General features: G+C 72.5%; 14 protein-coding genes. 4 read left to right on the top strand and 10 right to left on the bottom strand.

Annotation, left to right across the window (positions count from 1 at the left end):
- Positions 1–3 precede the first annotated feature (3 nt).
- The 5 genes from IE272_RS26960 to IE272_RS26940 all read right to left on the bottom strand — a co-directional run bounded on the left by IE272_RS26960 (position 4) and on the right by IE272_RS26940 (position 5,787).
- Complete coding sequence (locus IE272_RS26960; protein ID WP_229897682.1) at positions 4–1,797, bottom strand: heparinase II/III domain-containing protein; 1,794 nt, start codon at positions 1,795–1,797, stop codon at positions 4–6.
- Positions 1,785–2,549 carry an SDR family NAD(P)-dependent oxidoreductase gene (locus IE272_RS26955; RefSeq protein WP_056707997.1) on the bottom strand — a complete coding sequence of 255 codons (765 nt, stop codon included), beginning with the start codon at positions 2,547–2,549 and terminating at the stop codon, positions 1,785–1,787. The genes IE272_RS26960 and IE272_RS26955 overlap by 13 nt, the downstream gene beginning before the upstream one ends.
- 72 nt (positions 2,550–2,621) lie before the next feature.
- Positions 2,622–3,551 (bottom strand): carbohydrate ABC transporter permease, encoded by a 930-nt coding sequence (locus IE272_RS26950; RefSeq protein WP_050361597.1) that lies wholly within the window; start codon positions 3,549–3,551, stop codon positions 2,622–2,624.
- On the bottom strand, positions 3,538–4,380 hold the full coding sequence (locus tag IE272_RS26945; RefSeq protein WP_050361598.1) for a carbohydrate ABC transporter permease: 843 nt from the start codon (positions 4,378–4,380) through the stop codon (positions 3,538–3,540). Before IE272_RS26945 ends, IE272_RS26950 begins: the two co-directional genes overlap by 14 nt.
- A gap of 135 nt (positions 4,381–4,515) precedes the next feature.
- Positions 4,516–5,787 (bottom strand): ABC transporter substrate-binding protein, encoded by a 1,272-nt coding sequence (locus tag IE272_RS26940; RefSeq protein WP_050361599.1) that lies wholly within the window; start codon positions 5,785–5,787, stop codon positions 4,516–4,518.
- Between the two features lie 226 nt (positions 5,788–6,013).
- On the opposite strand from IE272_RS26940, the gene IE272_RS26935 reads away from it, so the two are divergent.
- Entirely contained in the window at positions 6,014–7,102 is a 1,089-nt protein-coding gene (locus IE272_RS26935; protein WP_032794174.1) for a LacI family DNA-binding transcriptional regulator, read from the top strand.
- A 69-nt stretch (positions 7,103–7,171) separates the two neighbouring features.
- Here IE272_RS26935 and IE272_RS26930 read toward each other — a convergent pair whose 3' ends face one another.
- The gene (locus IE272_RS26930) at positions 7,172–9,103 is read right to left on the bottom strand and encodes a serine hydrolase domain-containing protein (RefSeq protein WP_190008384.1); all 1,932 of its coding nucleotides are present in this window, start codon (positions 9,101–9,103) and stop codon (positions 7,172–7,174) included.
- Between the two features lie 224 nt (positions 9,104–9,327).
- On the opposite strand from IE272_RS26930, the gene IE272_RS26925 reads away from it, so the two are divergent.
- A complete protein-coding gene (locus IE272_RS26925; RefSeq protein ID WP_190008382.1) occupies positions 9,328–10,437 on the top strand; it encodes an NAD(P)H-dependent flavin oxidoreductase in 1,110 nt (369 codons plus the stop codon).
- Entirely contained in the window at positions 10,434–11,984 is a 1,551-nt protein-coding gene (locus IE272_RS26920; RefSeq protein WP_190008380.1) for an acyl-CoA synthetase, read from the top strand. The genes IE272_RS26925 and IE272_RS26920 overlap by 4 nt, the downstream gene beginning before the upstream one ends.
- Positions 11,985–12,046: 62 nt before the next feature.
- Here IE272_RS26920 and IE272_RS26915 read toward each other — a convergent pair whose 3' ends face one another.
- On the bottom strand, positions 12,047–12,910 hold the full coding sequence (locus IE272_RS26915; protein ID WP_190008378.1) for a phosphotransferase family protein: 864 nt from the start codon (positions 12,908–12,910) through the stop codon (positions 12,047–12,049).
- 172 nt (positions 12,911–13,082) lie between these two features.
- Complete coding sequence (locus IE272_RS26910; protein ID WP_190008376.1) at positions 13,083–15,497, bottom strand: acylase; 2,415 nt, start codon at positions 15,495–15,497, stop codon at positions 13,083–13,085.
- A 154-nt stretch (positions 15,498–15,651) separates the two neighbouring features.
- On the opposite strand from IE272_RS26910, the gene IE272_RS26905 reads away from it, so the two are divergent.
- A complete protein-coding gene (locus IE272_RS26905) occupies positions 15,652–17,151 on the top strand; it encodes an acyl-CoA synthetase (protein WP_190008374.1) in 1,500 nt (499 codons plus the stop codon).
- Between the two features lie 20 nt (positions 17,152–17,171).
- Here IE272_RS26905 and IE272_RS26900 read toward each other — a convergent pair whose 3' ends face one another.
- Together IE272_RS26900 and IE272_RS26895 are read right to left on the bottom strand one after the other, a co-directional pair.
- A complete protein-coding gene (locus IE272_RS26900) occupies positions 17,172–19,520 on the bottom strand; it encodes an ABC transporter permease (RefSeq protein WP_190008372.1) in 2,349 nt (782 codons plus the stop codon).
- On the bottom strand, positions 19,517–20,224 hold the full coding sequence (locus tag IE272_RS26895; protein ID WP_050361606.1) for an ABC transporter ATP-binding protein: 708 nt from the start codon (positions 20,222–20,224) through the stop codon (positions 19,517–19,519). Before IE272_RS26895 ends, IE272_RS26900 begins: the two co-directional genes overlap by 4 nt.
- Between the last annotated feature and the right edge of the window lie 146 nt (positions 20,225–20,370).

The raw sequence follows: 20,370 nt of genomic DNA, 5'->3' as shown, positions 1-20,370 counted from the left end.
GTCTCAGCCCTCCGTCCGGAAGCGGGCGATCGAACCGTCCGCCAGTTCCACGGTCAGCTCCGTACCGTCCAGCCGCACCTCGCTCACCGCGGGGCCCGCCGACGCCGCCTGGTAGACCGAGGCGAAGACGACGTGCGCTCCATCGGCCGTGAAGTCGACCCGGGTCCGGGTGCGCTGCGGGTCGTCCGCCGGACCGGGACCCGGCAGCGTGAGGGGGCGCACCGGCACCCCGGCGCTCTGCGTGTGCCAGCCGTGCAGCGTCTCGTCCCCGTACCAGGTGGTGCGCACCGGGCCCGCCGCCTGCACCTGCACGTCCAGCGCGGTGCCGGGCCGCAGTTGGGCGGTGACCCGGGGGTCCTCCCGGCCCGAGACCTCCACCGTCAGGAGGTCCACCAGATAGCACGGGCCGACGGTCACCCGGCGGACCGCCCGGACACCCTCGTACGCCTCCGTCGCCTCGGCGGTCACCGAGACGGCGTCCGCCGCCGTCAGCGCACCGGCGCACTCGGCCTGCTCGGCGCCGTCCACCCGGAACGCGGGGTGGGCCGCCGTCGAGGTGTACAGGTCGCGGAACTCCGGGTGGGCGTACGGCACCTGGCCCGGGTCCGGCTGCCACGCGGTGGTGTCGCCGTACAGATACAGCGAGAGCTTGTCCCGGTGGCCGTGCGATCCGCCGTGCGGGCCGAAGTCCACCAGGGCGTGGATGCCCGCCGCCCGCAGCACCGCGTACCCGGTCGAAGGAAACACGGTGACCGGGTCGCAAGCGGCCCGCCGGGGGAGGGGCGGCCCGGCGAACCAGCCGTCCAGCTCACGGTCGAGAGCGTCGTCCGCCTCGCCGAGCTCCGCACGGACCCGGTCCGCCACCGCCTCCAGCGCGTCCGACGGCACCGACTGCCGGGCCAGCGCGATCAGTTCCAGCCACTCAAGACCGAGGGCGTCGCGCCGGTAGGGGCCGTCGTGCAGGGCGGGCAGCACACCGCCCGGCGTCGCGACGGAGGCCAGCACGTCCGTCATCCCGGCCAGCACGCCCACCACGTCGGTCGGCAGGGCGGACGGGGCGGTGGAGCGCAGCGCCAGCAGCGCGGCCCGCAGCACGAAGCCGTGGTAGTAGGTACTGCCCTCCCACTCCCAGCCGTCGTCCGCGACGGCCACGCGCAGATGGGCGTACAGCCCGTGCTCGCCCTCCAGCCAGCACCCGGCGCCCTCCCAGGGCGTGGACCGGACAGCTGCCGCCGCCCGGCTCGCCGCGACACCGGCCGCGTTCAGCCACGCCGTGTAGTTGGAGGCCAGATGACCCTGGGCGGTCAGCACGTCCCGGGCCTCCAGCGCGGCTTCCTCCAGCGCCTCCAGCAGCGGCAGCACCGCCGCCAGGTCCCCGGTCTCCTTCTCCGCGAGGGTGATCACCGCGTGCCCGACGTTCACCGCCCAGATGGCGTCCGTCAGCGCCTGGTGGAAGAGCCGGCCGCGCAGCATCCAGGCCTGGGCCTCTCCGTGCCGGTCGGCGGCCAGCTCGGCGTACAGGCCGGCGTACTCGCCCAGCCGCTCCACCGCCTCCGCCCGCTCGCCCCGGTGCGCCAGCACCCGCAGATGGCGGGCCCAGGCCTGGTGCGAGAGGACCAGCCACGCGCCGCGCACCGCTTCGGTGTCCACCCGGCAGCCGTGCGCACACCGCGCACCGCCCTCGGGGAACACCCCGGCGAGGAGATCGCCGTGCTCCAGCTCCACCCCGTGCGCCGGACAGACGTACGCGTGCCACCAGCCGCCGCGCTGCCGCGCGATCCGCCTCAACGCGGCCATACGCCACCGTCGATGTCCATCGTGGTCGCCGTCAGGAAGCCCGACGCGGGCGAGGCCAGATGGACCACGGCGGACGCCACGTCCTCGGGGGTGCCCGCCCGGCCGACCGGGATGCCCGCTTCCATGGCCTCCTGCGCCGCGGGCGCGGTGAAGGTGTCGTGGAAGGCGGTGCCCTTGATGAAGCCCGGTGCGACCGCGTTGACCGTGATGCCGGTCCCGGCCAGCTCCTTGGCCAGGCCCTTGGTGAAGCCGCGGATCCCGGCCTTCGCGGCGGCGTAGGCCACCGAGCCGGGGCCGCCGCCGTTGTGCGCGGCGAGCGAGGACATGGTGATGACGCGTCCGGCCGGGGACCGCTTCAGATGGGGCAGCGCCGCCCGCACCGTGCGGAACGTCGAGGACAGGTTGGTGGAGATCACCTGGTCGAAGTGTTCGTCGCTCATCTCGGCGATGGTCGAGCGGCCGACGAGGTGACCGGCGTTGCAGACCAGGATGTCGAGTCCGCCGAGGAAGCCGGCCGCCTCCTCGACCAGACGGTCCACGTCCGCGGTCACGGTCGCGTCGGCGGCGAACGCCTTGGAGCGCCTGCCCAGCGCCTCGATCGCCGAGACCGTGTCGGCGGCCCGGTCGGCGGAGGAGTGGTAGTGCACGGCGACGTCGGCGCCGGCCTCGGCCAGGGCGAGAGCGATGGCGCGGCCGATGCCGTGCCCCGCCCCCGTCACCAGCGCACGGGAGCCCTGCAGATCAGCAGACATGGGTGAAGCCCTTTCGGTTTCCGGCCGCGGAGGGCCGGATGCGGTGCCCGGCCACGGAGGGCCGGGGGCCGGTCACTTGAGACCGGCGGTGGCGAAGCCCTGCACGAAGTAGCGCTGGCCGATGAGGAAGAGAAGGACCATGGGAAGGGTGGCGAGCGTGGTGCCGGCCATCAGGAAGTGCCACTGGGTGCCGTTCTCCGTCTTGAAGACGGAGAGCCCGACCTGGATGACCCGCAGACTGTCCGTACGGGTCACCAGCAGCGGCCACAGGAAGTTGTTCCAGGACGACTCGAAGGTCAGCAGCGCCACGGTGGTGAGCGCCGGCTTGACCTGCGGCGTCATGATCCGGGCGTAGATGCGGAACTCGCCGAGCCCGTCGAGGCGGGCCGCCTCCTCCAGCTCCACCGGCAGATCGAGGTAGAACTGGCGGAAGAGGAAGACCGCGAACGGCGTCACCGCACCCGGGATGATCAGGGCCCACCAGGTGTCCAGCCAGCCGCTCCCGCCCTGGCCGAGGATGTCGTTCCCGCCGGCCAGCGGCATGAAGCGGACGATCAGGAACTCCGGCAGCACCTTCGTGTACGTCGGGATCATCAGCGCCGCGATGAACAGGTAGAAGATCACCTCGCTGCCGCGGAACCTGATCCGCGCCAGTGCGTACCCGGCCATGGAGGCGACCAGGACGTTCAGCACGGTGTGGCTGATCGCGATGATGAAGCTGTTGCGGGCGTAGGTGGCGAACGGGGCCGCCTCGAACGCGTCGACGTAGTTGCTGAACTGCCAGCTGCTGGGCAGGAGTCCGGCGTCCTGGGAGGCGATCTCCACCGGCGACTTGAGGGAGGTGATCACCATCCAGACGAACGGCACCACCATCAGCAGCGAGATCACCGACAGCGTGATGTAGAGCGCGATCCGGCCCGGGGAAACCGGCCGCCGGCCGCCGCGCTCCCGCGGCTTCGCGGTGCTCGGGGCTACCGGCTTCCGCGTATCAACTGTGGCCACGGGTGCCTCCCATGATCCGCCGGTTGACCAGGGTGAAGCCCATCAGCAGCACGAACAGCACCAGGGACTGGGCGCAGGCGTATCCGACGCGGAACTCCCGGAAGGCGGACTTGTAGATCTCGTAGGTCATCATCGTCGTGCTGTTGGCGGGGCCGCCGTCGGTGAGGATGTAGATCTGGTCGAAGGACTGGAACGCGCTGATCATCGACGTGATGAGCACGAAGAACGTGGCGGGCTTCAGCAGCGGCAGCGTGATGGAGAAGAACTGCCGGACCTTCGACGCGCCGTCCACCGACGCCGCCTCGTACAGCTCCCTGGGGAGCGACTGGAGCGCGGCGAGATAGATGAGCATCTTCATGCCGATGCCCTGCCAGATGCCGACCAGGATCACCGAGGGCATCGCCCACGACGTCGAGGAGAGCCAGGCCGGGCCGTCGATGCCGATGAACGACAGCAGCGCGTTGAACAGGCCGTTGCCCGGGTTGTAGATCCACAGCCAGACCAGGGCGATGGCGACCGTGGCCGTGACCTGGGGCAGGAAGACCGCGGTGCGGAAGATGCCGCGTGCCTTGAGGCCGGTGTGCAGGGCCATGGCCAGCAGCAGGCCCAGCAGCATGCCGAACGGCACGGTGAAGAAGGTGTAGACGACGGTGTTGACGATGGACTTGCGGAAGACCGCGTCGTCCAGCATGTCCCGGAAGTTGTCCAGACCCACGAACTGCGGGGCGGTCAGTACGTCGTACTTCGTGAACGCCAGGACCACCGCTGCCAGCACCGGCAGGCCGATCCACAGCGAGGCGTGCAGCAGCGCGGGCGCCACCATGAGCATGCCGGCCCGGCGCCGTCGGCGTCCGGGGCCCGTGGGGGTCCGGCGGGTGCGCCGGGTCGGCGCCGATTCAGGAGGTGCGGGCGGCCGCACGGGCCGCGCCTTCAATACGGATGTCGCTCCCACAGTGACGGGTCCTCACATCCGGCCGATGGCGGCCTCGGCGAGCCGGCCGAGCTCCGCGATGGCGTCCTTCGCCGACTGGTCGCCCACGATCGCGGGCTCCAGCGTCGGCACGATCTTCTCGCGGATCTCCATCCAGGCGGCGGTGCCGCCCTCGGACACCGCGTGCTGCAGGTTCTTCAGGGAGAGGTCGACGAACTGGTTCTCCTTGACGTAAGGGGTGTCGCTGAGATCCCGCAGCCCGGGCACCGAGCCGCGCTGCTGGGCCGCGCCGAGGATCGATTCGGGGGTGGCCAGCCACTCCACGAGCGCACGGGCCGCGGCCGGGTGCTTGGAGCTCGCCGACTGGCTGACGAGCGTGCCGCCCTGGAGCATCGCGGGCCTGCGGTTGGCCAGCACGAACGCGCCGAGCTTGTCCTGTTCGATCAGCTCCGGGTTCTGCTCCTTGACCTGGACCCAGAGCGCGCTGGTCGTCATCATCATCGAGCCCTGGCCGGTCTGCACGTTCGACGGTGCTCCGGTGTCGGTCTTGCGCGAGTAGTCCGCCGAACCGTCGGCCACCAGGTCCTTGAAGAACTGGAGGGACTCCACCCCGCGGGCGTCGGTGAACAGCGGCTTCTTGCCGTCCGCGCTGAACAGCTGTCCGCCGTTGGCGAAGAGGAAGGTCTCCCAGCACTGGCGCAGATTGATGGAGAAGGGGTCGAACCCGACCCGGCCCTTCGTCGTCAACTGCTTTGCGACAGCGCGTAGTTCGGACCAGTTGGCTGGCGTCTTGCGGATGCCGGCCTCGGCGAAGTGGTCCTTGCGGTAGACCACGATGCGGGTGTCGAGCACGACGGGCAGGGCGTACAGCTTGCCGTCGTGGCGCGAAGGCTCCAGCACCCGCTTCTCGTAGTCGTGGGTCTCGGCCAGCTTCTCCGGCAGTTCCGCGATCGCTCCCTTGGCGGCGAACGGCGGGATCCAGCCGACCCCCATCATCAGCACGTCGGGCAGCAGGCCGCCCGCGAGCCCGGTGGTGATCTTCTCGTTGAGCTGGTCGTACGTGGTGTAGTCCACGTTCACCTTGACGTCCGGATACTTCTTCCGGAACCCGCCGAGGATGTCGCCCTCCAGGAGCTTCTTGCCCTTCGCACCCTCGTAGATCGGGGTGAGGAGGGTGATCTCGCCCTCGGCGGGTCCGTCGGCGGAGCCGGCCGCGGAGGTGCCGGTGCCGGTGCCGCAGCCCGTGAGCGCGGCGGCGGTGCCCGCGCCGATGGCGGCGAGCAGCGACCGTCTGTTGAGTTCCATGAGGCACCCCTTTTGAGGCGAAGTTTGTGGATCGATCCAGTGATGCAGTCCCAGCCATGGCTGGGAAGTGCTGGTAAATCGATGCACTGAGACTAGGAATGCCGTCGGAGCGGCGTCAACAGCTGATGCACAACAATTTTTCGACCACGTTAACGGGTGTATCGGTAGAGAGACTTCAGTAAATCGATACACTAGGGTGGTCAGGGAGTTTCGAACCGGAGGTGGCATGAGCGGGGTAACGATCCATCAGGTCGCGGCGGCTGCGGGGGTATCCGCGAGCACGGTCTCCAACGTCCTCAACGGACGCACCGACCGTATGCAGGCGGCCACCCTGGCCCGTGTCGAGCAGACCATCGAGCGCCTCAGCTACCGGCCCAACCGGGCGGCACGCATGCTGCGCACGGGCCGGATCAAGGTGATCGGCCTGATCGTGCCCTCCGTGGCGAACCCGTTCTGGGGGTCGCTCGCGCGGGAGCTGGAGGCCATCGCGCTCGCCGAGGGGTACCACGTGCTGCTCTGCAACAGCGAGCGCGATCCCGCCCGGGAGCTCAAGTACGGCGAGGAGCTGTTGGCGGACGGGGTCAGCGGAGTGGTGCTCTGCTCCTCGCTGCCCTCGCTCGAACATGTCGAGCCGCTGCTCAGCAGGGGGCTGAAGATGGTCGCCTTCGACCGCACGGCCCAGGCGGGCGACCCGCCGTCACTGGCGAGCATCAGTGTGGACAACGCCATGGGGGCGGAGCTGGCCACCCGCCACCTGCTCGAACTCGGTCACCGAAGACTCGCCTTCGTCTCCGGTTCGGTCAACAGCGTCAACCGCCGCGAGCGGCTGCGGGGCTTCCGCGCCGCGCTGGAGGAGGCCGGCCTCGACCCGGCCGACGCCATCGTCTGGCCCGGGGCGGACACCACCGAGTTCGGCGACAAGGACGCGGCCGAGCTCGGCCGCAACGCCGCCCGCGAGCTGCTCTCCGGGCCCCGCCCGCCCACCGCGTTCGTCGCCATCAACGACATGTGCGCGATCGGGATCTGCCGGGGCGCCAAGGACGCCGGACGCACCGCCGGGCGCGATGTGTCGGTGGTCGGCTTCGACGACATCCTGCTCGCCGATCTCTTCGAGCCGCCGCTCACCACGGTCCGCCAGCCGCTGACGGAGATGGCGGCGGAGACCTTCCAGCAACTGCGCGCCCGGATCGAGTCGGCGCCCTCGGCCGGCCGCTCCCTGCTGATCCGGCCGAGGCTGGTGGTCCGGGAGTCGACCGCGCCGGTGTCCGCGTCCGTGCCCGCGCAGGCGGACCCGCAGGTGAACGCGGTGACCTGAGGGCGCGGCCGCTCCGGCGGCGCGAGCAGCGCCGAAGCGGCCGTTGCCTCTCCCGGCCCGGGCGCGGGCTCAGTCCGCCGAGGGCGCCCAGCCCGTCGCCTCGATCCGGCCGGCGTCCCGGGGCCGTTCCGCGTCGAAGACCGTGCGGACGCCGTCGCGGACCCGCAGGCCGTCCACGTACGCGCCGCGTCCCACGTACAGCCGGTCGGTGGCGTAGCGCCAGCGCAGGCGTACGTCCCGGCCGCGCCACTTTGCCAGGTCCGCCTCCAGCCGGTGCCAGACGCGCCCCGACCAGCCGGTCACCGAGCCCGCCGGGTGCGGCTGCGGATCCGGGCGGTGGCCGGGGCCCGGTGCGAGCGTGGTGAACGGCACCGGCTGCCAGTCCTGACCCTCCGACGCTTCCAGGAAGAGGGCGTCGGCCGCCGGTTCGGTGTCCCACCACAGCGCGCACTCCAGGCGCGCCCGTGCGGAGTGCAGCCGCAGGGCGGGCAGGGTGAGGGTGGCGGTGGAGGCGCTCGCCATCCCGGAGAACCAGGCCGTACGCCCCCGTTCGGGCCGGACCGGTACGGCCCGCGCCAGTTGGTTGGCGGCCGCCACCCGGGGCGCGCTGCCCGAGCGCCAGCTCCGTACGGGATGGACGGAGTTGCCCAGCACGACGAGGAAGGTGTCGGTCGACGGGTCGAGCACCAGGCTGGTCCCGGTGAATCCGGTGTGCCCCGCACTGCGCGGGGTCGCCATCGCGCCCATGTACCAGTGCTGGTAGAGCTCGAAGCCGAGGCCGTGCTCGTCGCCCGGGAACGCGGTGTTGAAATCGGTGAACAGCAGGTCGACCGATTCCTCGGACAGGATGCGGGCGCGGCCGTAGACCCCGCCGTTGAGGAGGGTCCGGGCGAGGACCGCGAGGTCCCAGGCGCAGGAGAACACCCCGGCGTGGCCCGCCACCCCGTCCAGGCTGAAGGCGTTCTCGTCGTGCACCTCGCCCCAGACCAGCCCGCGCTCGAGACCGGACCAGGGCAACCGGGCGTCCTCGGTCGCCGCGATCTTCGGCTTCCAGGAGGCGGGCGGGTTGTACCGGGTGCGGTGCATCCCGAGCGGGGCCGTGATCTCGTCGCGGAGCAGGGCGTCCAGCGGGCGGCCGGTGATCTTCTCCAGGATCAGCTGCAGCGAGATCAGGTTGAGGTCGGAGTAGAGGTACGCGCTGCCCGGTGTGCTCGCCGGGACCTCCTCCCACAGCCTCCGGAGCTTGCCCTCCCGGGTCGGCTCCTCGTACAGCGGGATCCACGAGCGGAAACCCGAGGTGTGCGTCAGCAGATGACGGACCGTGACGTCCTGCTTGCCGCCGCCGGCGAAGTCCGGGAGGTACGAGGCGACCGCGGCCTCCAGCTCCAGGGCGCCGCGCTCGATCTGCTGGACCGCCAGGAGTGAGGTGAACAGCTTGGAGATCGAGGCCAGGTCGAAGACGGTGTCCTCGGCCATCGCGATCTGCTGGTCCGCCGGGAACTCCACCCCGGTGTCGGTCTTCTCGTCGTACGCGGCATAGCGCACCGCCTTGCCGATCGGCCGGTGCAGCGCCACCGTCCCGCCCCGCCCGGCGAGCAGGACCGCGCCCGCGTACCAGGGGTGCGCGGGGGAGTCGGCGAGGTAGGCCTCGGCGTCCCGGACGAGCTGGTCCAGCGGCCCCTGGAGCAGCCCGGCTCGTGCGGCGCTCCCGCGTCGCAGCGTGGGCCGGTGCGCCCCTGACTCCATGCCCGCTCCCGTGTCCGCCGCTCCGTCTGTTGCCCCCGCGCCCGGCCCGCTCCGGCCGGCCGCGCCCGCGAGCGGAATGGGCGTCAGCGCGAGTGCGCCGCCCAGCGCCAGTATCCCGCCGCCCACCCGCCGCCGGTCGATGCCGCTCCCGGCCGTGCGGGCGTCGGTCGAGGATCCGCGGCCCCCGGCCCGCTCCGGGCCTTCGTGTGCGCCCTTCCGGCCGTCCGCCGCCCGTCCGTTCGTGTCCCCGGTCATCCGCAACTCCTTCCCGTGCCGGACGTCCGGTCACCGGGGCGTGCCCGTGCGCCGGAGCCCGCGCGAAAGTAACTTCCGAAATCTCGCCGAGCAGTGAAAGTTCCTGCCGCCGCAGAGATTACTGTCACCCCCGCGCTCCCGGGTGCGTCCTGGCCCGCAAAGAATCTGACGCTGCATCAGAAAAGCTCTTCCCTCGGCCGCTCCGCTGCGGCATCCTGCCGCCCATGGAGACGGAGCTGAGCAAGCAACTGGGAATCGAGCACGCCATCTTCGGCTTCACGCCGTTCCCCGAGGTCGCCGCGGCCATCACCAGAGCCGGGGGCTTCGGCGTGCTCGGGGCGGTGCGCTACACCGCTCCCGACGACCTCGCGCGCGACCTGGACCGTCTGCACGGACTCGCCGGCGGCAAGCCCTACGGCCTCGACGTGGTCATGCCCGCCAAGAAGGTCGAGGGCGTCACCGAGGCGGACGTCGAGGCGATGATCCCGGCCGAACACCGCGGGTTCGTGCGGGAGCTCCTGGCCCGCCACGGGGTGCCCGAACTGGCCGAGGGGGAGGCGTCCGGCTGGCGCATCACCGGCTGGATGGAGGAGGTCGCCCGGGGCCAGCTCGACGTGGCCTTCGACTACCCGATCAAGCTCCTGGCCAACGCCCTCGGCTCCCCGCCCGCCGACGTCATCGAACGGGCCCACGACCACGGGGTCCTCGTCGCCGCCCTGGCCGGCAGCGCCCGGCACGCCCGGCGGCACGCCGAGGCGGGCATCGACGTCGTCGTCGCCCAGGGGTACGAAGCAGGCGGCCACACCGGCGAGATCGGCTCCATGGTGCTGGTCCCCGAAGTCGTCGAGGCCGTCGCCCCGCTGCCCGTGCTCGCCGCCGGAGGCATCGGCAGCGGTGAACAGGCCGCCGCCGGGATCGCCCTCGGCGCGCAGGGCGTCTGGCTCGGCTCCCTCTGGCTCACCACCGAGGAGGCCGACCTGCACTCCCCGGCCCTCACCGCGAAACTCCTGGCCGCGGGCTCCGGCGACACCGTCCGCTCCCGCGCCCTCACGGGGAAACCCGCACGCCAGCTCCGTACCGCGTGGACCGACGCCTGGGACGACGCGGCAGGACCCGGCACCCTGCCCATGCCGCTCCAGGGGCTGCTGGTCGCCGAGGCCGTCTCCCGGATCCAGAAGTACGAGGTCGGCGAGCTGCTCGGCACGCCCGTCGGGCAGATCGTCGGCCGGATGAACAGCGAACGCAGCGTCCGGGCCGTCGTCGACGACCTGACCCGCGGCTTCGAACGGGCCGTCACCCGCATGAACCGCATCGCCGGAAGGAGCGCCACGTGAACCAGCCGCCCAACGGCTTCTGGGCCCAGGCCGCCGCCGACCCCGACCGCACCGTCCTGATCGCCCCGGACGGCCAGGAGTGGAGCGCGGGCCGCCTGCACGCCGACGTCAACCGCATGGTCCACGGCCTGCGCGCGGCCGGACTGCGCGAGGGCGACGCGTTCGCCGTCGTGCTGCCCAACGGCGTCGAACTGCTCACCGCCTACCTCGCCGCCTCGCAGGCCGGCTTCTACCTCGTCCCGGTCAACCACCACCTCGTCGGCCCCGAGATCGCCTGGATCGTCGCCGACTCGGGCGCCCGCGTCCTGATCGCCCACGAACGCTTCGCGGCCACCGCGACGGCCGCCGCCGACGAGGCGGAACTGCCCGCGACCCACCGCTACGGCGTCGGCACGGTCCCCGGCTGCCGCCCCTACGCCGAACTCCTCGTAGGCCACCCCGCGACCCCGCCCGACGACCGCACCCTCGGCTGGGTCATGAACTACACCTCGGGCACCACCGGCCGCCCCCGCGGCATCAGGCGCCCACTGCCCGGAAAACGCCCCGAGGAGACCTACCTCGGCGGGTTCCTCGGCATCTTCGGCATCCGGCCGTTCGACGACAACGTCCACCTGGTCTGCTCACCGCTCTACCACACCGCCGTACTCCAATTCGCGGGCGCCGCCCTGCACATCGGCCACCCGCTGGTCCTGATGGACGGCTGGTCGCCCGAGGAGATGCTGCGCGTCATCGACGCCCACCGCTGCACGCACACCCACATGGTCCCCACCCAGTTCCACCGGCTGCTCGCGCTGCCCGACGAGGTGAGGGCCCGCTACGACGTCTCCTCCATGCGACACGCCATCCACGGGGCCGCCCCCTGCCCCGACCACGTCAAACGCGCCATGATCGACTGGTGGGGGAGCTGCGTCGAGGAGTACTACGCGGCCAGCGAGGGCGGGGGAGCGTTCGCCACCGCCGAGGACTGGCTGAAGAAGCCCGGCACCGTCGGCAAGGCCTGGCCGATCAGCGAACTGGCCGTCTTCGACGACGACGGCAACCGCCTCCCGCCGGGGGAACTGGGCACCGTCTACATGAAGATGAGCACCGGCGGCTTCAGCTACCACAAGGACGAGACCAAGACCCGCACCAACCGCATCGGCGACTTCTTCACCGTCGGCGACCTCGGCGTGCTGGACGAGGACGGCTACCTCTTCCTCCGCGACCGCAAGATCGACATGATCATCGCGGGCGGCGTCAACATCTACCCCGCCGAGATCGAGTCGGCCCTGCTCACCCACCCCGCCGTCGCGGACGCCGCCGCCTTCGGCATCCCCCACGCGGACCGCGGCGAGGAGGTCAAGGCCGTCGTCGAACCGGCCGAGGGCCACGCCCCGTCACCGGCGCTCGCCGCCGCGATCCTCGCCCACTGCGAGGAGCGGCTCGCCGGCTACAAACGGCCCCGGAGCCTCGACTTCATCACCGCCATGCCCCGCGACCCCAACGGCAAGCTCTACAAACGGCGGCTGCGTGAACCGTACTGGGAGGGGTTCGAGCGCCCGCTGTAGCGGCGACCGGGTCCGGGAGGGATCGCCGCACCTCCCGGGCCCCGGCACCGGGCCGGTGCGTCTCAGCGGTAGCCGGCCAGGCCGTCCGCCAACTCCTCCTCGTCGCCGTCGCGTCGGGCGTGGAGAGCCTGCTGGAGGGCGAAGGTGCCGCGGATCGCGGCCGCGCGGGCGGGGAGACCGGACTCCGCCCCGCTGTCCGGGGCGAGCACGCGCCCCAGGAAGTCGTGGCCGTAGGAGGCGCCGACGGCTGCGAAGTCCTCGGCCGGGTCGCCGAGTTCGACATCGTCCCAGTCGAGCACCCCGGCGAGGCGCGGCAGGCCGTGCTCCCACTCCCAGAGAACGTTCTCCGCTCCCAGGTCGCCGTGCACCACCGCACCGGTGAGGTGGGGGAGGCCGTCGAGCGCCGCGAGTTCCCGCTCGGCCCGAGGCCGCCCGCTGCCGGACATCAGCACGAACAGCTCCGCGCGCACGTCGCCCGCGAACCGCCGCCACCGGCCCTCCGGGGCGTGCGGCAGAACTGCTCGTACCCTCGGGTCGGCCCCGGCGCGGTCCAGCACGGCCAGCAGCGCCGCGTACTGCGCCGCCACGGCATCGGCCACCCGGGCATCGTGGAGCGCGGCGGGCTCCAACGGTTCCCCGGGAATGCGGCCGAGCACCATGAACGGCCCCTCGTCGCTGCCGGGTGCGCCGCCCCGCGCCAGCGGCTCGGGCGTGCGGAAGCCGAGGCCGAGCCCGGCGAGTGCGCGCAGGACGGCCGCCCGCCGGGGCAGCCGGGCGGCCGCCGCCGGGGTGCGGGGCAGGCACACGACGTGCTCCGATCCCATCACCACCTGGTGGAACTGACCCTGACGTACGGTCAGTTCCTCAGGCCGGTCGTCGGGCAACAGGCGGGCCAGCAGAGCGTGACGCGTTGCGCGGATGTTCACGGGAATGGCCCGGGGACCCTTCGGAGGCCCGGAGAGGACGTCCCCGGGAGAATCGACACGACCCGCGGCGAGCAGGCTCCCGCCGGGACGGGGTCCGCTCGCCGCGGACGGGCGAATCTACCGGATCACGTGGCCGGCGCCCTTCGTTTGCATCATGTCCGCTCGCGGGGTTCTAGCGCCGTTCGCGCACCCGCACCACCCGCAGGTCCGGCGAACGCGCGATGTCCCTCTCGCAGAACCGGGGCGTCACCCAGCGCTCACCCGCGTACAGCCGGGTCTGGTCGCTGTAGTGCGGTGACTTCGGGTTCTCCGACTGGGAGTACGTCAGCAGCGTCCGGGCCACCGGGCAGCGGCTGTCGTCCCAGCCGACCGCCTGGATGTAGCTGGAGCCCGACGACACCTCCGTATAGCCGCCATCCGCCGCGTTCCACTTCGGCTCGGTCTTGTTCCAGATGCCCAGCGACTCCGTCCCGCCGCCGATCGGGAACCGCTTGCCGTTCCGCTCGACGAACTGGTGATCGCCCAGCCGCGCGTCCAGCGCGATGCCCGCCGCCCGCAGCTCCGCCACGGCGTCCGCCAGGGCCCTGCCCAGGACGGGCGCGGCCGTGTTCAGGCCGCGCGGGGTGCGCACCGGGTCGGCCGGATCGAACGGCGTCCTCCACAGCTCGGCGGCGGGCGCCGACGACGCCTTCCGCCAGAACCGGTCGAAGAGCAGGGCGCCCCGGCTGTCGCTGTCCACACTCCGGTCCCAGCGCCGCAGCACCCGGCAGGCCGCCGACACGTCGACCGGCGTCCCGTCCGTGCCCACGGCCGTGCCACCCGGCAGCGCCGCACACCACTCCGCCGCCTCGGACGCCGCCAGATCGCCGGCCGGCGCACGGTTGGCGAACTGCTGCCGCTGAAGGTCCCCGACCCGGAGCCGCCCCCGGTCCGCCATCGACGCGACGTCCTCGACCGCACCGCGCGTCCGCATCGACCGGGGCGTCGCGATCGTGCCGAAGACCCGCTCGTACCCGGTCAGCGGCCGCTCCGCGTTGGTCAGCCACGCGCTGTCGTTGGAGTTCTCCACGTACGGCCGGTTCTTCAGCACCGGCATCCGGCCCGGGCCGAAGATCCCCGGCTGCACCGCGTCCGCGTCGCTGCCCAGCGCGCAGTCCGTCCGCGAACCGTCCAGCACCGCGAGACCGGAAGCGGGGTAGGTCGCCCGGCCCAGCGGGGTCGAGCAGCGCTCCGCCAGCTCGTCCGTGATCCTCGGCAGCACCTGTGACTGGGAGAAGAAGGAGTGCCCCGCCCGGTCCGCCGCGATCGTGTTCACCCAGGGCAGTCCCTGCGACCGGTGCAGCGCACGCTCGACGTCACCCGTGGAGCGGGCCTTGCCGAAGCCCAGCCCCGTGTCCGCCATCCGCATGTTTCCCGCGTTCGGGTCGTTCAGCGCGTACGCCGTGCTCGCCGTCCACGGCAGCGGCAGCGCCGCGCCCATCGAGGTGACCACCGGCCCGTAGCGGGTCCACCACTGGGTGCGGGTCACGTCGGCCGCGCCCTTCACCGGGACGCTCACCGTCCGCTTCGTCATCCGCTCCCGCTTCCCGTCCACCAGATAGGCGGTCGGGTCGGCCGGATCGAGGTTGAGCTGATGCAGATTCAACGTGACGCCCGTGGCGACCGTATGGCTCCACGCCACATCCGCGTTGTGCCCGATCGAGATCGTCGTCGCGCCCAGCAGGGACGCGCCCGACACGTTCAGCTCGCCGGGGATCGTCTGCTGCGCCTGCCAGAAGCGGCGTCCGCCCTGCCACGGGTAGTGCGGGTTGCCGAGCAGCAGCCCGCGCCCGTTCACCGTCGTGGAGCCGTCGAAGGCCACCGCGTTGGAACCCATGTCCGCGTTCTGCGTCGACAGCAGCCGCTCCGCCGCCGTCGCCGCCTCCTCGGGCGTGACCCCGTCCGCCGGGGGAGCGGCGGTCGGCGGCTGTGCCGCGGTGATGCCGTCGATGCCGCGTCCCTGGCCGCCGAGCACCGCCAGCGCGTAGCCGCGCGCCGCCACGTCCAGCGCCGTCACCGGGCGCACCCAGGACGCGCCCCGGCAGGCGGGATCGGTGATCCGGTTCTGCTCTATCCACGCGTTGTACCCGGCGGCGAACCCGCGCAGCGTCTCCTTGACGTCCCGGCTCGGACCGGCGGGCGCGGGCGCCTCGAGCAGCTTCTCCACCGTGCCGCTGTCGCGGACGCCCCGGAAGTACAGGTCGCTGGAGAGGTTCGTCGCCGCCGAGGAGAGGGAGTAGTCCGTGGCGGCGTCCGGGCCGAAGAACCTCGACCGCTCCCCGCGCACCGTGAGGAAGCCGTCCGCCAGCGTGCACACCTGGTCGGCGGCCTGCGCCCAGCCGGTGCCGAAGCCCAGCTGCGCGTAGTCCTTCGCCACGATGTGCGGAATGCCGTACTCCGTGTACCGGATGACGGCCGAAAGACCGCCCCCGGACGGGTGCCGCGTCTCCTGGGCACCGGACGCGGTGGCAGGCGGCAGCGACGCCGACACGGTGAACAGGGCGAGACCGGCGACCCCGAGCAGTCTCAGACGGTTGCGTAACGTCAAGGTGTTCCTCCCAGCGGTGCGGGTGGCGCGGCGGCCTGTCCGGACCGTCCGGACAGCCACGCGCCACTCAGCCAGGGAGCCCCGGGAGCTGTCAACCGTCTGGTCGGTATCCGGACTCTTGACCCCCGGGGGCCCGGACGCACAGGATCACGCCATGACAGGTGTACGCAGCAGCACAGTCGACGGAGTCCTCACCCGCAGCGCCCGGCGCACCCCCGGACGGACCGCCGTGCGGTACGCCGACCGGGCCTGGACCTACCGCTCCCTGGACGCCGCGGTCTCCACGGCCGCCGCCGTCCTCACCGAGGAGCACGGGCTCGCCCCCGGCGACCGGGTGGCCGCCTACGCGCACAACTCCGACGCCTATCTGATCGGCTTCCTCGCCTGCGCACGGGCCGGGTTCGTCCATGTGCCGGTCAACCAGAACCTCACCGGCGACGACCTGGCCTACCTCCTCGACCAGTCCGGCTCCTCCCTCGTCCTGACCGACCCGGACCCCGCCGGGCGGCTCCCCGCCGGGCTCCCGGTGCGCGCGCTGCGCGACGCGCCCGGCTCGCTGCTCGACGCCCTGGAGACGGAACGGGCGTTCACCCCGCGGCGCCCGCCCGCCTCCGACGACCTGGTGCAGCTGCTGTACACCTCCGGGACCACCGCCCTGCCCAAGGGCGCGATGATGACGCACGGGGCCCTGGTCCACGAGTACGTCAGCGCGATCACCGCGCTCGGCCTCGCCGCGACCGACCGGCCCGTGCACTCCCTGCCGCTCTACCACTCGGCCCAGATGCACGTGTTCCTGCTGCCCTATCTGGCGGTCGGCGCCGAGAACACCATCCTGGACGCCCCGGACGCCGTCTCGATCTTCGACCTCGTCGAAGCGGGCCTGGCCGACAGCCTGTTCGCCCCGCCCACCGTCTGGATCGGCCTCGCCAACCATCCGGAGTTCGCCACCCGCGACCTCGCCGGACTGCGCAAGGCGTTCTACGGGGCCTCGATCATGCCCGTGCCCGTCCTGGAGCGACTGCGCGAACACCTCCCGCACCTGGCCTTCTTCAACTGCTTCGGACAGAGCGAGATCGGCCCCCTGGCCACCGTGCTGGGCCCCGACGAGCACGAGGGCCGGATGGAGTCCTGCGGCCGGCCGGTCCTCTTCGTGGAGGCCCGGGTCGTCGACGAGAAGGGCGAGGACGTCCCCGACGGCACCGCCGGCGAGGTCGTCTACCGCTCGCCCCAACTGTGCTCCGGCTACTGGGACAAGCCCGAAGAGACGGCCGCCGCCTTCCGCGACGGCTGGTTCCACTCCGGAGACCTCGCGGTCCGGGACGCCGAGGGCTTCCTCACCGTCGTCGACCGGGTCAAGGACGTCATCAACTCCGGCGGCGTCCTCGTCGCCTCCCGCCAGGTCGAGGACGCCCTCTACACCCACCCCGCCGTCGCCGAGACCGCCGTCATCGGCCTCCCCGACGACCGCTGGATCGAGGCCGTCACCGCCGTCGTCGTCCTGCGCGGCGAGGCGGACGAGAGCGAACTCATCGCCCACGCCCGCGAGAAGCTCACCTCCTTCAAGGCGCCCAAGCGCGTCGTGTTCGTGGAGGCGCTCCCGCGCAACGCCAGCGGCAAGATCCTCAAGCGGCAACTGCGGGACGAGCTGGCCTGACGGGCTACGGACACCGCCTCCTATTCGGTGCGCAGCGCCGTGGCGGTGCGGGCCCGGGCGGCCCAGCCGGCCGGTAGCAGCGCACCGAGGACGGCGATGAGCAGGCCGCCGAGTGCCGGCAGGAGCAGTTCGGCGGCCCCGTAGACGGCGATGACGGAATCCGGGAAGCGGAGCTCCACGCTGTCGCCCATCGCGGGGACGACCCAGCCGTGCAGGGCCACGCCGAGCGGTACGCCCAGAACGCCCGCGACCAGGCCCGTCACGACGACCGAGGTGATGACCATCGCGACGGTCCCCCGGGGAGTCATGCCGAGAGCCTTGTGGACACCGATCTCCCGGACGCGTTCGCGGGTGTCGAGCAGCACGCCGTTGAGCACGCCGAGCGCTGCGACGGCGACGAGCAGCAGCGTGAGGATCGCGGACAGCGCGTTGAGCGTGTCGACCATGTCGCCGCCGGATTCGCGCCCGCCGGCCCGCGCGGTGACCTCCAGGGGCGCCAGGTCCCTGTTGAGTGATGCGACGTAGCGGGTCACGTCGGTGCCCGGCTCGACCGCGATGTGGTGGCTCGTCTCCGTCAGGTCGGGATGTGCCGACGTGAGGCGCGAGGCGTCGGTGAAGACCTGCTTGCCCTCCTTGCGGGGGTCGAGGACCTCGCCGACGATCCGGACGGGGACCGGCTCGGCCAGGCCGTTCAGGGTGACGGTGTCGCCGATACGGGTGCCGGTGGCGGCCAGGAAGGCGGTGGGGACCACGGCCTCGCCCGGCCCCTCGAACCACCGGCCCTCGACCATGGTGTAGCCGCCCCAGGAGGCGTCACCGGTGAAGGCGATCACGTCGACGGTGCCGCTGAGCCCGGACACGGCCGCCCGCACCGTCGAGGCGCTGTAGTGCTTCCCCGTTCCGGCTGCGGCCTCGACGGCCGTGGCCACCGCGGCGGGATCGGCGGCGGGCCGCTTCCCGGGAACAGGGCCTCGGGGCCCGAAGTCCGGCGGCGGCGCGGGCACGACGACATCGGCGGCGTCGTGGGCCCTGGCCTTCATCACCTCGCCGAGCGAGGCGCCCATCCCCACCGTGAACGTGACCGCGACGGCGCCGAACAGGGTCGCCGTGCCCATGGCCAGCGCGCGGCCCGGCCGCGCGAAGGGCCGGGCCAGCCCCAGGGCGACCGGCCGGGGCAACGGCAGCCGGCCGGCCAGGCGGGCCGCCCACCGGCCGCGCCCCGCCGCCGAGGCACGCCCGACGGCGAGCGCGTCGACCGTGCGCAGCCGCCCGGCCCGCCAGGCACTCGCCCACGCGGTCGCCGCCACCAGACCCAGCACCCCGGCGACCACCGCCAGGTCGACCCCGGGAGCGACGGCCAGGGACGAGGCGCCGTAGACCTCCTCGGCCTCGGCCATGACGGGGACGGCGAGCAGGTGGCCGACGAGGACACCGAGGGCCGTGCCGCCGGCGGCAGGGATCAGCGCCTGGCCGACATAGGCCCGCACGACCTGGGCCGGGGTGAAGCCGAGGGCCTTGAGGACACCGATGCGGCGCGTTCCCGTACCGACGGCCGACGCGACGACGTTGCCGACGATGAGCACCGACATGACCAGGCCCAGGACCCCGAACGCGACGAGGAAGGGGACATAGACGGCGGTGTCGCGCTCGGCGGTCTTCCTGACGGTGAGCCAGGACTGTTCGCCGACGACCCCTTCCGGCGGCAGGGCTTGCGTCACCGCCTCGCGGCCCGCGGCGATCCGGGCGGCGGTGTCCGCCTCGGCGAAGCGGTAGAGCATCTGGTGGCCGCCGCTGCCGGGAGCGGTGAGCGCCGCCATCTGGGACGGCACCACCCAGGCGTCGGCGGTCCCCGTGACCGAGCGGGCCACCCCGACCACCGTCAGCGCCGGGTCGCCGGGCAGGTCGGGGAAGGTGATCCGCAGGCCCGGCGTCGGGAGGAGCGCGGACCCGGCGGACAGCACGGTTTCGCCGGGACGCGTGGGCCACCGCCCGTCGAGCAGCACCACCTCGTCCACGCCCCCGCCGGGATCACCCCGGCCGACCACGGTCATCGGCCACCCGGGGTTGGCCCCGTCCGGCCGCGGAGTGACCGTCGCCGTGCGGAACGGGCCGGCCGCACCGCTCACCCCGTCCGCCTTCCCGGACTCCGACAACTGGGCGGCACTCACCTCGCCCGCGTCGAACCGGACGGACAGATGCGCGCCGCGCTGCGCCGCGAAGGCGTCGTCGAAGGGCGCACCGGAGACCACGAGCAGTGACCCGCCGAGGACGGAGGCGGCCACCGCCATCATCGAGGTGAGCCCGATCACCAGCGTCTGCACCCGGCGCCGCCCCACCCCCGAGCGCACCACCCTGCCGAGCGTGCTCATCGGACGGCCTCCGGGGCGACCGATGAGGGCCGGACGTCCTCGGCGATCCGGCCGTCGGCGATCCGGACCGTGCGGCTGGTGCATGCCTTTGCCAGAGCCAGGTCGTGGGTGACGACGACGATGGTCTGACCCTCGGCGTTGAGGTCGGTGAGCAGCGTGCTGACGTTCTGTCCGGCGGCCGCGTCCAGCGCCCCGGTCGGCTCGTCGGCCAGAAGCAGCGGCGGCCGGTTCATCAACGCCCGCGCCACCGCGACGCGCTGCCGCTCACCGCCGGACAACTGCCCGGGATGGGCGCGGGCGTGCCGGTCGATGCCGAGGGCCTCCAGGAGTTCGGCAGCCCGTCGGGCGGCCGCGCCGCGTGCCGCACCCGCAAGCCGCGCGGGCAGGGCGACGTTGTCGGCGACGGTCAGATCGTCGAGCAGGTTGAAGAACTGGAAGACCATGCCGATCTTCGACCGCCGGTAGAGCGCGGAGCCCGCTTCCCCCAGCTGATCCACCCGTACCCCGTCCACGGTGACGGTCCCCGCGTCCGGCCGGTCCAGGCCCGCGATCAGGTTCAGCAGCGTGGACTTGCCGCTGCCGGAAGGGCCGAGGACCGCGACGGCCTCACCGGGCCGCACGGTCAGTGACGCCTCGTCCAAGGCGGGCGGTCCGTCGTCGTAGCGGCGGCTCACCCCGCGCAGTTCGATCACGGGCGTGGTCATGGAGGTCTCCTCGGGTACGGGCATCGGACCCCCCGGACGCTAGGAGCGGGCCCGGTCGCCGCGCGTCGGCCGCCCGAACCCTTCGCCGTACCGCATCGGGATGAACGGCCGAGACGTCATCCTCGCGATGTAGCCGCCCGATGTAG

It is taken from the genome of Streptomyces anulatus (assembly GCF_014650675.1).
Classification (GTDB): Bacteria; Actinomycetota; Actinomycetes; order Streptomycetales; family Streptomycetaceae; genus Streptomyces; species Streptomyces anulatus.
The sequence above is the reverse complement of the archived record's forward strand: the minus strand, read 5'-3'. Positions and strand labels throughout refer to the sequence as shown.